A 17,046-nucleotide genomic window follows, 5' to 3' on the forward strand; every position below is an offset into this window, starting at 1 on the left:
TGGAATCAGTTTTTTGTTTATCTTGGCTGTGAGGAAAGCTGAAAGCCAAACGTGACGTGGTCTTGAACCGGAATCCAGGCGCCGATACCCTGTGACGTGACATTTTTCACGACAAGTTTTCGTTTATTCCCTTTCAGCACTAAGTACACTTCTCCGTAAGTCACTTTTCCTTTTTCATTCACGGCCGGTGCATATGCATTTAAATAACCGATTTTTTTAGGAGCGACTTTATAAATCTGATCCCGCTTTGTACCCGCTCCGACGACTGTATCAAATGCAAGCGGAAGGTTCGTTTTTTTCATCGCTTTCAGCATCATCATGCTTTTGACATCTTCCGCATTTGGAACCTTAGCTGTGAGGCCGCCCTTTACTTTGTATTGCTGTTCCTGGGCATAATGCATTTCAGCCGTTTCTTTCCCGCCGCGGTTATCTGCACGGTTTGTGTTGATTTTTTTATATTCCCAGTTCGCAACTGTTTCATTTGATTCATAGCCGAGCGCCCATTTCCCGAGAAATATTGTTGCCCGGTAGCCGACCGCAAGCGGTGTGCCGGATATGTTGGATTCATTCAGCATTTTGATGAGGTGCGGATTTTCAATCTTCACCTCAGAATGATCGAGCAGTTCCTTTGCCAGCTTGCTCGGCTGAAGCATCGGCTGATCCTGTGAAGCATTTGGATACGTATTTTCCTTTGAAATGCTTGCGACAGAATTAGGAACCTTAAACTGCTTTTCCGCGTGGATGGGCTGAACGCCGAAAAAACCAAAGAATAACAACACAATAAGTGTGGAATGAAATAGCTTTTTCATCATATCACTCTTTCTATGGCATTTTCCCTTAGTCTTTTCATCCCGCTTTATTGTTATCCATCATTTTTTTAGGTTAAAGAAGGAAAAAGCCGATCGCCATAATGATATATGCGGCAAGCAGTGTCGCCCCTTCAAACCAGTTGGAATCGCCGTCATTCGAAATGGCGATCATCAAGAGAACCGATGATACCATCGCCACGAGCTCCGGCAGTGTAAACACAAGCGGCATGCTTACCGGGAAAAAGATGGAACAGATGACGAGAACCGGTGCGACAAACATAGCAATTTGCAGCGTAGAACCGACTGCGATTTCAACCGCAATGTCCATTTTATTTTTATAGGCCATGATGATGGCTGATGCGTGCTCCGCGGCATTACCGACAATCGCAACGATAATGACCCCGATAAACAGCTCACTCCAGCCGAACTGCTCAGCCACCGAGTGGAATGTGTGCACCAGGTTTTCGGATATGTATGCCACAGCAATCGTTGCGGCAAACAAAACAATCGTGGCAACCTTCCCTGACCATTCCGGCTCCTCCTCTTCCACATGCTGGGCAGCATGATTCGGCTGATAAACACCGCGGTGCGTGACGAGCTTAAAGTATAGAGCCGCCACATACAACAGAATCAAAATGATGCTGATGCCGATGCTTAAATTAAGCTTGCTCACGTCGCCCATACCAACCGAGAATACCTCCGGAATCACGAAAGCGACAATGATGGCAAAAATCAAAAGACCGGAATTATGGCGCGCATCATGGATATTAAATTCCTGCCGCTTATATTTTAAACCGCCGACAAAAAACGATAGGCCCGCTACCAGCAGCAGGTTCCCCAGCACTGAACCGGTTAAAGAGGCAAGCACGATTCCGGTCAGGCCTTCCTTTAATGCAAAAAGGGAAATAATCAGTTCAACCGCATTCCCGAAGGTGGCGTTTAAAAGACCGCCGATTCGCGGGCCTGCGATGATGGACAGCGCTTCTGTCGCCCTCCCCATATAGCTTGCAAGTGCGATAATCGTTATGCAATACACTGCAAAGAGAATGGCAGAAGGCCAATGCATGAAACTGCCGATCACAGAAAGCGGAATCCCCGCAGCTACTAAAATAAAAAAGATACGATTCATGGTGAGTTGGCTCCTTTTATATGACTTGTTTTATTTTTATTCTTCACAAAAATCATCATGATTACACGAGGTCAAATGTTTACCTGTGATATAGGCTTTTTTCAGGTTGCCTGCTTTTGGAAATCATTGTACGATCAACATAGATTCCACATAAGGAGAACAAACGCGATGTCACGATTTCATTTCTTTATTCTTGTTTTGCTCGTTTCCATTTCCGGGTTTTCACAAGGCATGCTGCTGCCTGTCATCTCGATCATCTTTGAAACAAATGGGGAATCGGCCGCCATCAACGGCCTGCACGCGACCGGACTGTACATCGGTGTGCTTTTGGCTTCGCCGTTTATGGAGGCGCCGCTCAGAAAGCTCGGATTCAAGCCGCTGATCGTCATTGGCGGAAGCATTGTGATTGTAAGCTTGTTCGGATTTATTTGGCTTCAGTCGGTTTGGATCTGGTTCCTGCTTCGCCTGTTTATCGGAATCGGCGACCACATGCTTCACTTTTCTACGCAAACATGGGTGACCTCCATGTCATCGAAACAAAATCGCGGAAGAAACCTGTCGATTTACGGGCTTTCCTTCGGTCTTGGCTTTGCCGCGGGCCCTTTCATGGTTCCGCTTGTCAAGCTGAGCCCGGCGCTGCCTTTTATCGTGTCCGGCTGCTTCAGTCTGTTTGCGTGGCTTTTTGTTTTCTTTCTACAAAATGCATACCCGGAAACCAGTTCTTACGAAACCAAATCAGACAATAGTTTCAGGCGGTTTTATCAAGCCATGCTGTTTGGATGGGTTGCCTTTATGCCTACATTCGGCTACGGCTTTTTGGAGACGGCCCTAAACGGAAGCTTTCCTGTGTACGCGCTCCGGCTGGGAATATCAGTAGATGCAGTGGCACTGATCCTTCCCGCTTTTGCGATTGGAAGCATTATTTTTCAGTTTCCGCTCGGCATACTCAGCGATAAATACGGGCGGCGGAATGTGCTGCTTGTCATTTTACTGACAGGGGCGCTCTGCTTTTTCATCGCCGGCGTATTCCCTTTGCCTTTCGTGATCGGCTGCTGCTTTTCTATAGCAGGAATGGCAGTCGGATCAACCTTTACACTTGGCATCAGTTATATGACAGATCTTCTTCCGCCCCACCTGCTGCCGGCGGGGAACCTGCTTTGCGGCATTACATTCAGTCTCGGCAGCATCCTTGGCCCGATTGCCGGCGGCTGGTATATGCAGACATTTGAAAGCGCAAACTTGTTTTATTTCATTACCCTTACGCTTAGCGCTGTATGGCTGGCCCTTGTTCTGGGCAAACCCAAAAGCTGGTCACCGGCTGAGACTTATTCTTCATCTTCCTAATCAAAAAGCCTCCTGACATAGTGTCAGGAGGCTTTTATGCTAATGATAGCCGTTTTGTCCGTTGGCGCTTCCGCTTGTTTTATTGCTCGATTTGCTTTTCGAATTTTGTTTATTGTGGCTTCCGCCTTTTTTCGTATGTTTGGTCATCACGATAGCCCCCCGACATCTTTTTGAACCGAAGTTCGTTTATAGGGTGCGCTAATGATAGGGATTTTCATCAGGAAGCTTTTTACGTTTATGTAAAAGAGCGTTGATTTCTCCCCCCAGGATAATTAATATGCCGCTCAAGTAAAACCAAATCATCAGGACGATGATCCCCCCGATGCTTCCATATGTGGCGCTATAATTTGCAAACGTACTGACGTAAAATGAAAACAGGGTGCTGACAACGATCCAGCCGATGGTCGCAAACACCGCACCCGGCATGACAAAGCGGAGGGAGAGCTTTTTGTTCGGTGCGATGACATACAATGCGGAAAAAACGATCAGCAGCACAAGCGGGCTGACACCCCAGCGAACCGCCTCCCAAACGGATAAAAACAGATCCGACGCACCGACAAAGTCTGAAGCAAGCATCCCGATCTGCCGGCCGAATACCGGCAGAAGCAAAGCCACTAAAATGGTAAATACCATGGCGATTGTCAGAAAAATTGAGGTTAGACGAACAATGATAAAAGAGCGGTTTTCCTCCACATCATACGCATGATTTAACGAGCGGACGATGGCGTTCATTCCATTAGACGCAGACCATAAAGCCGCGATAATCCCGAATGACAGCAAACCGCCATTTCGATTATTTAAGGTTTGATGGGTAATGGATTCAACGAGGGACATCGCACTGGCGGGAGCATATTGTTCGACAACTCCCAGAACATCATCGGTAGAAAGCGGAAGATACGCGGTGAGCGTCAGCATAAAAATCAAAAACGGGAACAACGACAATAGAAAAAAATACGCCAGCTCCGCTGATTTGCTTTGCCCTTCATGAAGGGTATATCTGCTGAAAAGCTCTTTTAAAAAATTCATGTCGCCTCACCTCGCATGTTTGATTATTTTTTTGTAAAATGCTCTTTCGTTTGTTGTACGAGCTCCATCACTTGCGGCGTTGTTTTCTTCAGTTCTTTCACCTGCTGATTCACAAAGTCGACTTCTTTTGACAGCGTTTGGGCCAGCTTCTTAGCCTCATCCACTTTTGTGATGACGGTGTTTTTCAACAGTTCCGGATTGCTTTTGTACAGTGAAAGTTTATGCTTGCATGTCAGCCATCTCATGCCGCATGCCTGTCTTGTCGGCTTATGGAGCAGCGATAACGCCGCGCCTGCCGCAGCCCCGAGAAATATTCCTTTCAGCAACAAACGTTCGTTGTTCATGCAAATTCTCCTTTCACTCACAATTGTTTTTCTTTTTGAATGGATGCAAGCAGATGCTCACAGCCCGATTTGATTAGTTGGCAGACCTCTTCAAAGTTCCCTGTGTAGTAAGGATCGGGAACGTCGGCAAGGTCTGAATCTTCAACATAGTCCAAGAGCCTTTTGATATGCGAGGTGTTCTTAAAACCCGCCATGCTTCTGAGGCTCCCGATATTTTCTGCGTCCATCGCAATGATGTAATCAAAATCGGCCAGATCCTGTTCGCTGACTTGACGCGCCAGCATGCCCTCAAAGCTGATTCCTTCTCTCTGCAATATCTCCTGCGTTCCTTCATGCGGCGGATTGCCGATGTGCCAGCCGCCGATACCGGCTGAATCCGTCTTGATTTTCCCCTCTAATCCTTTTTTGGCTGCCAAGTCCCGAAAAATCGCTTCCGCCATCGGAGATCGGCAAATGTTTCCTAAACAAACAAATAACACGCTTATCATGTTGTGCAACCTCCCTATTCTTTGCCCATATTTCTCTAAAAAGAAACCTTCATCAATATCTTAGTAGGATGTTCATTTCCTTTTCAACTGATGTCTCCACTTTTTTGAAATCAACAGCCAGCTCTTAGAATAGGGTTTTTTTCTGATCGAATTCTGTTAGAATAAAACATACCCAATATCGCGTAAAGAAAGGATGGAACCATTTGTCCAGCCCAAATACAGAAACGTTAACTCAAATGATTGAAGAGATTTCCCAAAAACTGAACATGCTGAACGTCGGCGTGATTAAAGCGGAGGATTTCAGTGATGAAAAGATCGAAGACCTCACGTACCTTCACAGCATGGTGATGAAAAAACAATCATTCAGCCCAAGTGAAATGCAGGCGATTGCTCAAGAGCTAGCCTCACTTCGTAAATAATGGAGACTGGCCGAAAACTCGGCGAGTCTTTTTTATCATTGCCCCAAAACCAATTTTCCTTAAGACAGGCGTCATGAATTAAGAAATACAGACTGCCAAACATGAAGCAGGGCGCCCACGCTTTCCAATATCGGACGGGCCAAGACATGCCTGTTTATAACATCAAACAGCAAATGTTCGAAAAAGATTTGAAGGAGTACAAGCATGAAAACGACATCTATCAAAACAGCATCCGGAATGTATATCAACTACTTCTTTCTCGGAATGGTCAATATCATTCTCGCATCCAATATGTCCTCTTTAACGAAACAGTGGAATACAGACCCGACCGGCATCAGTTATGTCATTGCCGCTATTGGGTTCGGCAAGCTGCTGACATACGGTATTTCCGGCGTTTTATCAGATAAAATCGGAAGAAAGCCGCTTGTTGTCGCTTCTGCAGGAATTATGGCCGTCTTTTTAGTCGGTATTCCTTTATCACCGAGCTATGAATTGGCGTTTGTGTTCGCCTTATTAGCCGGAGTCGCTAATTCAGCGATGGACGCCGGAACCTATCCGGCATTAACCGAGCTCTTCCCGGCAGCTTCCGGCTCGGCGAATGTCTTGGTCAAAGCCTTTATGTCTGTCGGGGCTGCACTTTTGCCGCTTTTGATCACATTTTTATCAGACCACAGCCTGTTTTACGGATTTGCTTTTTATCTCCCGGCAGCAGTCTATGCGCTGAATATCGTTTATTTATCAACGCTTTCGTTTCCTAAGAGACAGAAGATGCCAACTAGCAGCGGCCAACAGGAATCTCCCGCTTTCTTGTCTGAACCCGTTTTTCAGAAAGAAGGCACCGCACTGATCATTATCGGTTTTACATCAACGGCTTTATTTACCGTTTCTCAAATCTGGCTCCCGAGCTACGCGCAAAAGGCTGCCGGTCTAGCTGAATCAGCATCCGTGCAATTGCTGAGCTATTACAGTATAGGATCTCTGACATCCGTTTTATTATTAGCCGTTTTGCTGAACAGATGGGTAAAGCCAGTCATGATTACGCTCTTATATCCTGTTATTACTTTATGTACGCTCGCAGTCATGCTGACGGTTCATGTGCCAGTTGTGCTGGACATCACCGCCTTTTTCTTAGGGTTTTCAACCGCGGGTGTGTTTCAAATTACCATTACATTAATGACAGAGCTTTTCTGGAAGCGAAAAGGAACCGTTACCGGAATTGTAGCGACCGCTTCAAGCATCGCGTCAATTCTGTTGCCAATTGCCACCGGGCTTATCGCAAAAGCGGGAGGCATCGCCCATATCTTTATGTTTGACTTCGGCATAGCAGTCATCGGAACAGCTGCAGCCGCCTTCTTGTATTATAGATACAAAAAACTGACGGCTGCTCCAAGCCGTAATTAAATAAAAAAACGGACGCCCCGGGCGTCCGTTTTTCTATTTCTCAAGCAATGCGAGAGATTCGCGGTTAAATGCCGGAATATCATCCGGTGTGCGGCTTGTAACCAATTGATGTTGGCAAACGACCACTTCCTGGTCCACAACGTCGGCACCCGCGTTTTCCATGTCAACACGAATGGACGTATAGCCTGTTGCTTTTCGGCCATCGAGCGCTTTCGCGTTGATTAAGAGCTGCGGGCCGTGGCAAATGGCGAATACCGGTTTTTTGTCAGTCATAAACGCTTTTGTAAACTGGACGAAACGGTCATCAGCGCGAAGCTGGTCTGGTGAAAATCCTCCGGGAATCAAAAGCGCATCAAAGTCTGAAGGGTTTACGTCATCAATGGACGCGTCAACCGTCACTTCCGCGTTCCCCTGCTTGCCTTTTACTGTTTTTCCTTTTTCATTTTCAATGACAGTCAGTTCATGTCCCGCTTCTTTAAAGGCTTTCGCAGGTTCCGTGTACTCGCTGTCCTCAAAATAATCTGTCAAAACAACTGCAATGTTTTTCCCCATCATTCATAACCTCCCGCTTAATATGACTACATAAAACACTCTACCCCAGCCACACTAAAATAAACATTCCGCAGATCTGACAAGCGCTGAGCATAAATACCCAGCAGCTGTCGTTTGATGCCGTTACATAATACTCATTTTTCTCCCTTTTACAATAATCATAAAGAAACACCTACAAATAGTTACAAAATATTCTTACAATAGGAGCTGTAACACAAATTTCGTTGAAAGGTGGAGAACTGGTGAGAATACAGAAAAGACGAACACACGTCGGTAACATTCTCCGTATTCTTTTGCCCCCAATTATGATACTTAGCCTAATCCTCCCAACACCACCCATTCATGCAGAAGAAAGCGCGGCCCCTCAGGTACATCTGAGTATTTTGGCCACGACTGATATTCATGCCAACATGATGGATTACGATTACTACAGCGACAAAGAAACGACGGATTTTGGCCTGGCAAGAACGGCACAGCTGATCCAAAAGCACCGCCAGCAAAACCCAAACACCCTTCTTGTCGATAACGGCGACTTGATTCAAGGGAATCCGCTGGGCGAATACGCGGTGAAATATGAAAAAGACGACATTATTTCCGGTGCGAAAACCCACCCGATTATCAGCGTCATGAATGCGCTGAAATACGACGCCGGCACACTGGGCAATCATGAATTCAACTACGGGCTCGACTTTCTGGACGGCACGATCAAAGGAGCCGATTTCCCGATTGTAAATGCCAACGTCAAAACAACAAGCGGTGAAAACCGCTATACGCCGTATGTCATTAAAGAAAAAACCGTCACCGACGAAAACGGCAATGAGCAGAAAGTGAAGGTTGGCTACATAGGCTTTGTCCCGCCGCAAATTATGACATGGGACAAAAAGAATCTCGAGGGTCAGGTGCAGGTGCAGGATATCGTAGAATCCGCCAATGAAACGATCCCGAAAATGAAGGCGGAAGGCGCAGATGTCATTATTGCCCTCGCCCACACCGGCATTGAAAAGCAGGCGCAATCGTCTGGCGCGGAAAACGCCGTGTTTGATCTTGCCACCAAAACGAAAGGCATTGACGCGATCATCTCGGGCCATCAGCACGGACTCTTCCCTTCCGCCGAGTATGCGGGTGCTGCCCAATTCGATGTTGAAAAAGGAACGATTAACGGCATTCCTGTCGTCATGCCAAGCAGCTGGGGCAAATACTTAGGCGTGATTGACCTCAAACTCGAAAAAACGGACGGCTCATGGAAGGTGGCAGATTCCAAAGGCAGTATTGAATCAATTGCCGGCACCGTCACATCCCGAAATGAAACGGTCACAAACACCATTCAGCAAACACACCAAAACACACTGGAATATGTCAGAAAACCAGTCGGCAAAACAGAAGCAGATATTAACAGCTTCTTTGCACAGGTCAAGGATGACCCTTCCATTCAGGTTGTGACCGATGCGCAAAAATGGTACGCCGAAAAAGAAATGAAGGATACCGAGTACAAGGACCTGCCGATTTTATCCGCTGGAGCGCCGTTTAAAGCAGGCGGCAGAAACGGGGCCAATTACTATACGAACATTCCGGCCGGAGATCTTGCCATTAAAAATGTCGGTGACTTGTATCTTTACGATAATACCGTTCAGATCGTCAAGCTGACAGGAAGCGAGGTCAAGGACTGGCTGGAGATGTCAGCAGGCCAATTCAATCACATTGATCCGTCAAAAGGCGGCGATCAAGCCTTGCTGAATGAGAATTTCCGCTCCTACAATTTTGACGTGATTGACGGCGTCACATATCAGGTCGATGTTACAAAACCGGCTAAATACAATGAGAACGGAAAAGTGATCAACGCGGACTCATCACGGATTATCAACCTTTCCTATGAAGGTAAGCCGATCAGCCCAAGCCAGGAATTTCTCGTCGTCACAAATAATTATCGCGCATCCGGAGGCGGCGGTTTTCCTCACCTGACGAGCGATAAGATTGTCCACGGCTCCGCGGTTGAAAACAGACAGGTACTGATGGATTACATTATTGAACAAAAAACAGTCAATCCAAAAGCGGACAACAACTGGTCAATCGCACCTGTTTCCGGAACGAATTTGACGCTCGAATCCTCGCTTTTGGCCAAGCCATTTGCCGATAAAGCAGATGATGTTGCATATGTAGGCGAGTCTGCCAATGATGGCTACGGTGTGTACAAGCTGCAATTCGATGATGATTCAAATCCTGAGCCTCCTAAAGACGGACTGTGGGATCTGACTGTGATGCACACGAATGATACGCACGCCCACCTCGATGACGCAGCGAGACGAATGACGAAAATCAACGAAGTACGAAACGAAACAGATCACAACATTCTCCTTGATGCGGGAGATGTGTTTTCGGGCGACCTGTATTTCACAAAATGGAACGGTTTAGCCGATTTGAAATTCATGAACATGATGGGCTATGACGCCATGACCTTCGGAAACCATGAATTTGATAAAGGTCCGACAGTGCTTTCTGATTTTCTAAGCGGAAACAGCACAACCGTCGATCCGGCAAACCGCTATCACTTTGAAGCACCTAAATTTCCAGTCGTCAGCACAAACGTAGATGTATCAAATGAACCTAAGCTGACAACATATGTCAAAAAGCCGCAAACCTTTACGGCGGGTGAAAAGAAAGAGCCTGGCATCCACCCTTACATTCTGTTAGATGTTGATGGTGAGAAAGTCGCTGTATTCGGACTGACAACGGAAGATACAGCCACCACATCAAGCCCGGGCAAAAGCATTGTATTTCATGATGCGTTTGAAACAGCGCAAAACACTGTCAAAACGATTCAGGAAGAAGAAAAAGTAAACAAAATCATTGCTTTAACCCATATCGGGCATAACCGAGACCTTGAGCTAGCCAAAAAAGTAAAAGGCATTGACTTGATCATCGGCGGACACACTCACACTCTGGTTGACAAAATGGAGGTCGTGAACAACGAAGAGCCGACGATCGTGGCACAGGCAAAAGAATACGGCCAATACTTGGGGCGTGTTGATGTTGCGTTTGATGAAAACGGCGTGGTGCAAACAGACAAATCAAATCTGAGCGTACTGCCGATTGATGAACATACAGAAGAAAACGCAGAAGCCAAAAAAGAGCTCGATCAGTTCAAAAGTGAATTAGAGGACGTGAAAAATGAAAAAGTCGGCTACACGGATGTCGCGCTTGACGGCCAGCGTGAGCATGTGCGCACGAAGGAAACCAACCTCGGAAACTTCATCGCGGACGGCATGCTGGCAAAAGCGAAAGAAGCAGCCGGCGCCAGAATAGCGATAACAAATGGCGGCGGCATCAGAGCCGGCATTGACAAAGGCGACATCACACTCGGCGAGGTGCTGAACGTGATGCCGTTCGGCAACACGCTTTACGTGGCCGATTTGACCGGAAAACAAATCAAAGAAGCCCTTGAACAAGGCTTAAGCAATGTGGAAAACGGAGGCGGCGCCTTCCCTCAGGTGGCCGGAATCGAATATACCTTTACATTAAACAACGAACCTGGACACCGTGTTTTAGACGTGAAATTCGAATCGCCTAACGGAGACAAAGTTGATCTGAATACGGATGATACCTACCGCGTGGTAACGAATAATTTTGTCGGCGCCGGAGGAGACGGATACTCTGTCTTCACAGAGGCATCCCATGGTGAAGACCTTGGCTACGTGGATTATGAGATTTTCACCGAACAACTGAAAAAACTAGGAAACAAGGTCTCTCCTAAAATCGAAGGACGCATCAAAGAAGTATTCCTGCCGACAAAGCAGAAGGACGGCAGCTGGACACTTGATGAAGACAAATTTGCGATTTATGCGAAAAATGCCAACTCGCCGTTTGTCTATTATGAAACACATGAAGGATCTCAAGAGAAGCCTATCAATCTTAAAGTAAAAGAAGATCAGGTCAAGCTTTTGAAAGAAAGAGAGTCAGATCCTTCATTGACGGTGTTCAACTACTGGTACAGCATGAAGATGCCAATGGCGAACCTTAAAACCGCGGACACTGCAATTGGAATCAAATCTACCGGTGAATTGGACGTGTCCATCGGAGACGTATATGACTTTACAGTGAAGCAAAAAGGAAAAGAAGTGAAATCATTTAAAGAACCCGTTCAGCTTTCACTTCGCATGTTTGATATTGAAGAAGCCCATAACCCTGCCATTTACCATGTTGATCGTAAAAAGAAAACTTTTACAAAGACAGAAAACGGATCAGTCGACGATGATATTGTAACAGGGTACACAAACCACTTCAGTGAATACACGATCTTAAATTCCGGTGAGAATAACAAACCGCCCGAATTTCCGTCCGATCAGCCGACAGGCGGTGATGACGGCAGCAATGGCGGAGGCTCTGATAAACCAGGCGGAAAACAGCCGACTGACGGGAATGGAGGAAATGATACACCTCCTGGCACAGACCCGACAAACGGCTCTGGAGGAAACGGATCGGGCGGATCCGGTACGGACGGCCCGGCTGGCGGCTTGCTTCCGGATACAGCCACATCCATGTACTCGATTCTCTTGGCCGGATTTCTGATCAGCGCGCTCGGAACGGCAATGTACTTGCATCAGAGGAGAAAACAGAATAGAGCGAATCAAGCATAAAAAAAGAGCTGCTCATTATCGAGCAGCTTTCTTTATCTAGACCCACTTCACAACATCGTCAACAGCAGATCTTGTTTTCGGACGAGGGTCTCGTACACGGTAGCCGAATGCCACCATCACAGAAATGTCGAAGCTTCCGTTTTCCAGAAGGCCTTCTTCTTCAAGAATGCGGTGAATGTGATCATACTGGAATCCTTCGATAGGGCAAGAATCAACGCCGATTTGCGCAGCGGCAGTCATCATGTTGCCAAGCGCAATATAGGTTTGTTTTGATGCCCAGTCAAACAATGTTCTGTCACTTTCAAGCAAATGCAAATCGTTTTTCTGAAATTCTTCTGTTTTGCTGAGATAGCCTTCATACACGTCCTGAGGCATTTGTTTTACTTCTTTTAAATGACGTTTGATGTAGTCCGCATCGTATTTGATATCCTTCGCTGTACGCGCAAGAATCAGGACGAAGTGGCTTGCTGTCGGAAGCTGCTTTTGCGCGCCCCATGTGTATTCGCGAAGCTTCTCGCGAAATTCCGGATTTTGGACGACAACAAATTTCCAAGGCTCAAGGCCGAGGGAGCTCGGAGACAGTCTTCCCGTTTCTAAAATAAATTCAAAATCGCTGTCTGATACTTTTTTATTTGGGTCAAATTCCTTTGTTGCATGTCTGAAATTGTATGCATCGAGAATTTGTTTCTTTAGATCTGCCATGTTAAACACCTCTCCTTTTGGTTACTCTCATCTCTATTGTAGCCATTATGATAAAAAGTAAAAGTACGCACATTTTTGTTGGATAGTATCAATTTTGATACCAAATAAAAAATGCGCACTGCCACAGGCAGGCGCCTTTCTCATTTTCCCCGCCGCGCAAAATCAACAAACCGGAATTTGTCGAGACGGTGTCTGCTTTCCGTATATTGAAACAGACTCGTATCCTCCAAAAAGACATAGTTTCTCACCACGACCATATGGTCATAGCCGCGTAAATCGAGCAGCTCCCTGTCCTCATTCGTACACGGCTCGGCTACAATTTCTTTTTGGGCATAGCTGATTGAAAGACCGAGCTCTCCTTCTATATATTCATATATGGAGTTTTCACAGATTTCTTTCGTTAGGTGAGGCACATGCTTTCTGAAAAAGTAATCCTTGTCCAAAATCACATGTTCCCCGTCAATCTTTCTAGACCTGATGACTTCCCAAATGTCGTCATCCGACTGGGCCCGGAGCTGTTTTTGGATCAGCTCTGACGGGGGCTCCAGCCCGAATTTGTGTACAGTTGTTTTCGTTTCTTTGCCAAGCGTTTGCGCGAGCTCCTTGAAGCTGACAAGGCCTGAAACGGGAAACTGCATTTTTTCACGGTTGAGAACGACGGAGCCCTTCCCTCTGATTTTCTGGATATAGCCGTTTTGCGCAAGCATGTGAAGCGCCTTTCGGACCGTTTCTCTTGATGTATCATACTGTGCGGTCAACTCATGTTCAGACGGAAGAATCTCTTCCGCTTTCCACCGGCCGCCTTCAATTTGCTGTGCGATGTCTTTATAGATTGCGATGAATTTGTTCACCTTCATTATGGACCACCCAGCTTAGTTTAACACGGTTTCGTTAAACGATAAACAATGGACTCATACGGACGGAGCGTCATGTTCTGCAGTTCTTCCCTCACCTCATCGTTCGTCAACAGCACCTCTGCCTTCCACTCGTCAGGCGCTAAAGAGTCCGGCAGTGTAAAGGCTGCCTCTGTCCCGTAAAAATTATTGATGACGAGCAGCTTTTCATTGCTGCCGTGTCTGAGATACGCAAAAATGTTCGGGTCATCCTTTGCGATTAACTCATATGTTCCCTCTGTCACGATGTCATACGTCTTGCGAATCTGAATCAGCTTTTGATAATGGTAAAACACCGAGTTCCGGTCCTTCAGCGCCGCTTCGGCATTGATTTCCCGATAGTTGCCGGCGACCGGTATCCATGGCGTGCCCGTTGTAAAACCGCCATTCGCCGTATCATCCCATTGGACAGGCGTTCTGGAATTGTCGCGGGATTTCGCCTGTAAAATCGCTGTGATCTCTTGATCAGCCATTCCTTTTTCCTTAAAGGCGTGATACATGTTCAGCGATTCGACATCCCGATAGGAGCTGATGTCCGTAAACTTCGGATTCGTCATTCCCAGCTCCTCACCCTGATAAATATAAGGCGTGCCCTGCATCATATGAATGGCGGTAGCGAGCATTTTCGCCGATTTCACCCTGTACGCGCCGTCATCTCCATATCTCGATACGACGCGCGGCTGATCGTGATTGCACCAGAACAGAGCGTTCCATCCTCCTCCAGCGTGCATCCCCGTCTGCCACTCGGATAAGATCTCCTTCAGCTTCAAAAAGTCAAACGGCGCCAAAGCCCATTTCTCACCATTTGGATAGTCAACCTTGAGATGATGGAAGCTGAACGTCATATCAAGTTCTTTATTGGCAGGATTCGTATACCGGATGCAATGGTCCACAGACGTCGAAGACATCTCACCGACCGTCATACTGTCATAATGCGAAAACACCCTTTCGTTCATTTCATGCAGATATTCGTGCACCCGCGGCCCGTCAGTGTAAAAAGAACGGCCATCGCCTCCGTCTTCCGCATTCGGAAAGCGCTGATCTTTAGAAATCAGGTTAATGACATCAAGCCTGAAACCGTCTATTCCCTTTTCAAACCAAAAATGCATCATGTCATAGACATGCTTTCTGACCTCTTCATTTTCCCAATTCAAATCAGCCTGCGTCACATCAAACAAATGTAAATAGTATTGGCCCGACGCTTCGTCAAGCTCCCATGCCGAGCCGCCGAATTTCGATTCCCAGTTCGTCGGAGCAGAACCGTTTTCCTGCGGGTTTTTCCATATATAAAAATCACGGTACGGGCTGTCTTTTGACGAGATCGCCTCTTGAAACCATTTGTGCTCTGTTGACGTATGATTGACGACAAGATCCATGACGACTTTCAAGCCTCTTTTATGCGCCTCAGACAGCAGGCGCTCAAAATCCTCCATCGTCCCGTATTCAGGATAAATCAAGTAATAATCACGAATATCATACCCATTATCATGCTGCGGAGAGTCATAAATCGGCGTCAGCCAAAGCACATCCACCTGAAGTGTTTTTAAGTAATCAAGCTTTTCAATAATGCCGTTCAGATCGCCGACACCGTTTCCCGTCGTATCGTTAAAGCTTTTCGGATAAATTTGATAGACCACGGCTTTTTTCCACCATGGCGTTTGTTCTGTTTTCATCTGTCTCCACCACCATATTTAAATTAAAAACGGGAAAAGGGAACGTTCAACACGTCCCGCTCCCCATTGGTTATCTATGTTTGAATCTCGCATACGCGTATGTTCCGGCAAACGGCACGATCAATACAATGGCCATCCCGATTGCAAACGCGCCCCAGTACTGGCTCATGATTGAGAAAATCCCCGGCACGCCGCCGACACCGACGGAGCTTGCCAGCACACCTTGGGAAGAAATATACATTCCGGCCAGCCCTGAGCTGATCATCGCAATAATAAACGGGAATCTGTATCGAAGATTCACCCCGAAGATGGCAGGCTCTGTAATGCCGAGATAAGCAGAAATCCCTGAAGTGAGGGAAAGGCCTTTTTGTTTCTCATCCTTCACGATAAACATCATAGCCAGCGCAGACGAACCTTGTGCGATATTAGAAAGCGCCAGCATCGGCCATAAAAAAGTGCCGCCGAGCTTTGAGCCGATGAGCTGCAGGTCGACTGCAAGAAACGTGTGATGCATGCCGGTAATCACGAGCGCCGAGTAGAAACCGCCATATAACAAACCGCCCAGTGCGGCAAAAGAGCCAAACACCGAGATAAGCCCTGAAGTCAGCACGTTTCCGATCGCAAATGTAACAGGGCCGATTATGATAAAAGAGGCAAAGCCTGTTACGAGAAGCGTAATCGGCGCGACAACGAGCAGCTGTATGCCTTCAGGTGTGCGTTTTGTTAAGAACACCTCTATCTTCGCCAGCATATAGGAAGCCAGCAAAATCGGGAGCACCTGTCCCTGATAGCCGACTTTCTGCACTTCAAGTCCAAACAAATTCCATACCGGGATCTTTCCGCTTTGTTCCGCGGCTCCATAGCCCCACGCGTTCAGCAAATCAGGATGCACGAGCATCACGCCGAGCACAATGCCAAGCAGCGGATTGCCGCCGAACCGTTTGACCGCAGACCAGCCGATTAACGCTGGCAGAAACGTAAAGGCCGTGCCCGCAATCAGGTTAATCATATTAGCGAGATCCGCCCACTGCGGATAGACCTGCACAATCGACTTTGTGCTGAAGAAAATGCCTTGCGCCGTTAAAATGTTATTGATCCCCATCAAGAGACCTGCCGTGACAATCGCAGGCAATATCGGAATAAAAATATCTGCAAGCGTTTTCACAGCGCGTTGCAAAGAATTCATATTTTTTTCTGAAGCCTTCTTCACTTCATCCTTTGTTGACTCGCCAATCCCCGTTTCCTTGACCAGTTCAGCATATACTTTGTTGACCGTTCCCTGGCCGATTACGACCTGAAACTGCCCGTTTGTCGAAAACGACCCCTTTACAACGTCAATCTGATCAAGTTCCTCTTGGTCAACCTTGCTCTCATCTATTAATGCAAAACGCAAACGTGTCACACAATGAGTTGCCGCTGCAATATTTTCAACACCGCCGACTGCTTCGACAATCTGCCGTGCCGATTTGTTCAGTTCCCCCATGCCAACCCCTCCGTATTCGTTTTATAACTTGTATATACAACTTATGATTATATTGTATTCCTGTATATACATGTCGTCAACAACTTTTTATAGCGCTTTCATCCTAGGCCAGGAATATCTAAAACAACAAAGTTCCCCTAAAAAGTCACAAG

Annotated in this window: 14 protein-coding genes; 4 read left to right on the top strand and 10 right to left on the bottom strand. The window is 46.7% G+C overall.

Annotated features, from left to right (window positions below; all coding sequences use genetic code 11):
- Window positions 1-17: 17 nt before the first annotated feature.
- Both BSI_RS07300 and cax read right to left on the bottom strand, forming a co-directional pair.
- Window positions 18-812 (bottom strand): YfkD famly protein, encoded by a 795-nt coding sequence (locus BSI_RS07300; protein ID WP_003239835.1) that lies wholly within the window; start codon window positions 810-812, stop codon window positions 18-20.
- Window positions 813-882: 70 nt separating this feature from the next.
- Window positions 883-1,938, bottom strand: a complete 1,056-nt coding sequence (gene cax, locus BSI_RS07295; protein ID WP_003239837.1) for a calcium/proton exchanger — start codon at window positions 1,936-1,938, stop codon at window positions 883-885.
- A gap of 168 nt (window positions 1,939-2,106) precedes the next feature.
- Between cax and BSI_RS07290 the strand changes: the two genes are divergently transcribed.
- A complete protein-coding gene (locus tag BSI_RS07290; RefSeq protein WP_003239839.1) occupies window positions 2,107-3,282 on the top strand; it encodes an MFS transporter in 1,176 nt (391 codons plus the stop codon).
- 198 nt (window positions 3,283-3,480) lie between these two features.
- Here the strand turns inward: BSI_RS07290 and BSI_RS07285 are convergent, their stop codons facing one another.
- From BSI_RS07285 to yfkJ, 3 genes are read right to left on the bottom strand one after another with little or no spacing between them, the layout of a single operon-like run.
- Entirely contained in the window at window positions 3,481-4,308 is an 828-nt protein-coding gene (locus BSI_RS07285) for a YihY family inner membrane protein (protein WP_003239841.1), read from the bottom strand.
- 23 nt (window positions 4,309-4,331) lie between these two features.
- Entirely contained in the window at window positions 4,332-4,652 is a 321-nt protein-coding gene (locus tag BSI_RS07280; protein WP_003239843.1) for a hypothetical protein, read from the bottom strand.
- A 17-nt stretch (window positions 4,653-4,669) separates the two neighbouring features.
- On the bottom strand, window positions 4,670-5,140 hold the full coding sequence (gene yfkJ, locus BSI_RS07275; protein WP_003239845.1) for a protein-tyrosine-phosphatase: 471 nt from the start codon (window positions 5,138-5,140) through the stop codon (window positions 4,670-4,672).
- 203 nt (window positions 5,141-5,343) lie between these two features.
- Between yfkJ and BSI_RS07270 the strand changes: the two genes are divergently transcribed.
- Both BSI_RS07270 and BSI_RS07265 read left to right on the top strand, forming a co-directional pair.
- Window positions 5,344-5,559: a DUF1128 domain-containing protein gene (locus BSI_RS07270; protein ID WP_003223104.1), complete on the top strand. Its 216-nt coding sequence runs from the start codon at window positions 5,344-5,346 to the stop codon at window positions 5,557-5,559.
- Window positions 5,560-5,763: 204 nt separating this feature from the next.
- On the top strand, window positions 5,764-6,960 hold the full coding sequence (locus BSI_RS07265; RefSeq protein ID WP_003239847.1) for an MFS transporter: 1,197 nt from the start codon (window positions 5,764-5,766) through the stop codon (window positions 6,958-6,960).
- Window positions 6,961-6,993: 33 nt separating this feature from the next.
- On the opposite strand, the gene yfkM is transcribed toward BSI_RS07265, so the two are convergent.
- Window positions 6,994-7,512, bottom strand: coding sequence for a general stress protein 18 (yfkM, locus tag BSI_RS07260; RefSeq protein ID WP_019257782.1), 519 nt, complete (start codon window positions 7,510-7,512; stop codon window positions 6,994-6,996).
- A gap of 242 nt (window positions 7,513-7,754) precedes the next feature.
- On the opposite strand from yfkM, the gene BSI_RS07255 reads away from it, so the two are divergent.
- The gene (locus BSI_RS07255; RefSeq protein ID WP_080030864.1) at window positions 7,755-12,143 is read left to right on the top strand and encodes a multifunctional 2',3'-cyclic-nucleotide 2'-phosphodiesterase/3'-nucleotidase/5'-nucleotidase; all 4,389 of its coding nucleotides are present in this window, start codon (window positions 7,755-7,757) and stop codon (window positions 12,141-12,143) included.
- Window positions 12,144-12,179: 36 nt separating this feature from the next.
- Here BSI_RS07255 and BSI_RS07250 read toward each other — a convergent pair whose 3' ends face one another.
- The 4 genes from BSI_RS07250 to treP all read right to left on the bottom strand — a co-directional run bounded on the left by BSI_RS07250 (window position 12,180) and on the right by treP (window position 16,894).
- Complete coding sequence (locus BSI_RS07250; protein WP_003239858.1) at window positions 12,180-12,845, bottom strand: NAD(P)H-dependent oxidoreductase; 666 nt, start codon at window positions 12,843-12,845, stop codon at window positions 12,180-12,182.
- A 140-nt stretch (window positions 12,846-12,985) separates the two neighbouring features.
- Window positions 12,986-13,702 (bottom strand): trehalose operon repressor, encoded by a 717-nt coding sequence (treR, locus tag BSI_RS07245; protein WP_003239861.1) that lies wholly within the window; start codon window positions 13,700-13,702, stop codon window positions 12,986-12,988.
- A 20-nt stretch (window positions 13,703-13,722) separates the two neighbouring features.
- Window positions 13,723-15,411, bottom strand: coding sequence for an alpha,alpha-phosphotrehalase (gene treC / locus BSI_RS07240; protein WP_003239863.1), 1,689 nt, complete (start codon window positions 15,409-15,411; stop codon window positions 13,723-13,725).
- A gap of 70 nt (window positions 15,412-15,481) precedes the next feature.
- Window positions 15,482-16,894 carry a PTS system trehalose-specific EIIBC component gene (gene treP / locus BSI_RS07235; protein WP_003239865.1) on the bottom strand — a complete coding sequence of 471 codons (1,413 nt, stop codon included), beginning with the start codon at window positions 16,892-16,894 and terminating at the stop codon, window positions 15,482-15,484.
- Between the last annotated feature and the right edge of the window lie 152 nt (window positions 16,895-17,046).

Source organism: Bacillus inaquosorum KCTC 13429 (assembly GCF_000332645.1).
GTDB lineage: Bacteria > Bacillota > Bacilli > Bacillales > Bacillaceae > Bacillus > Bacillus inaquosorum.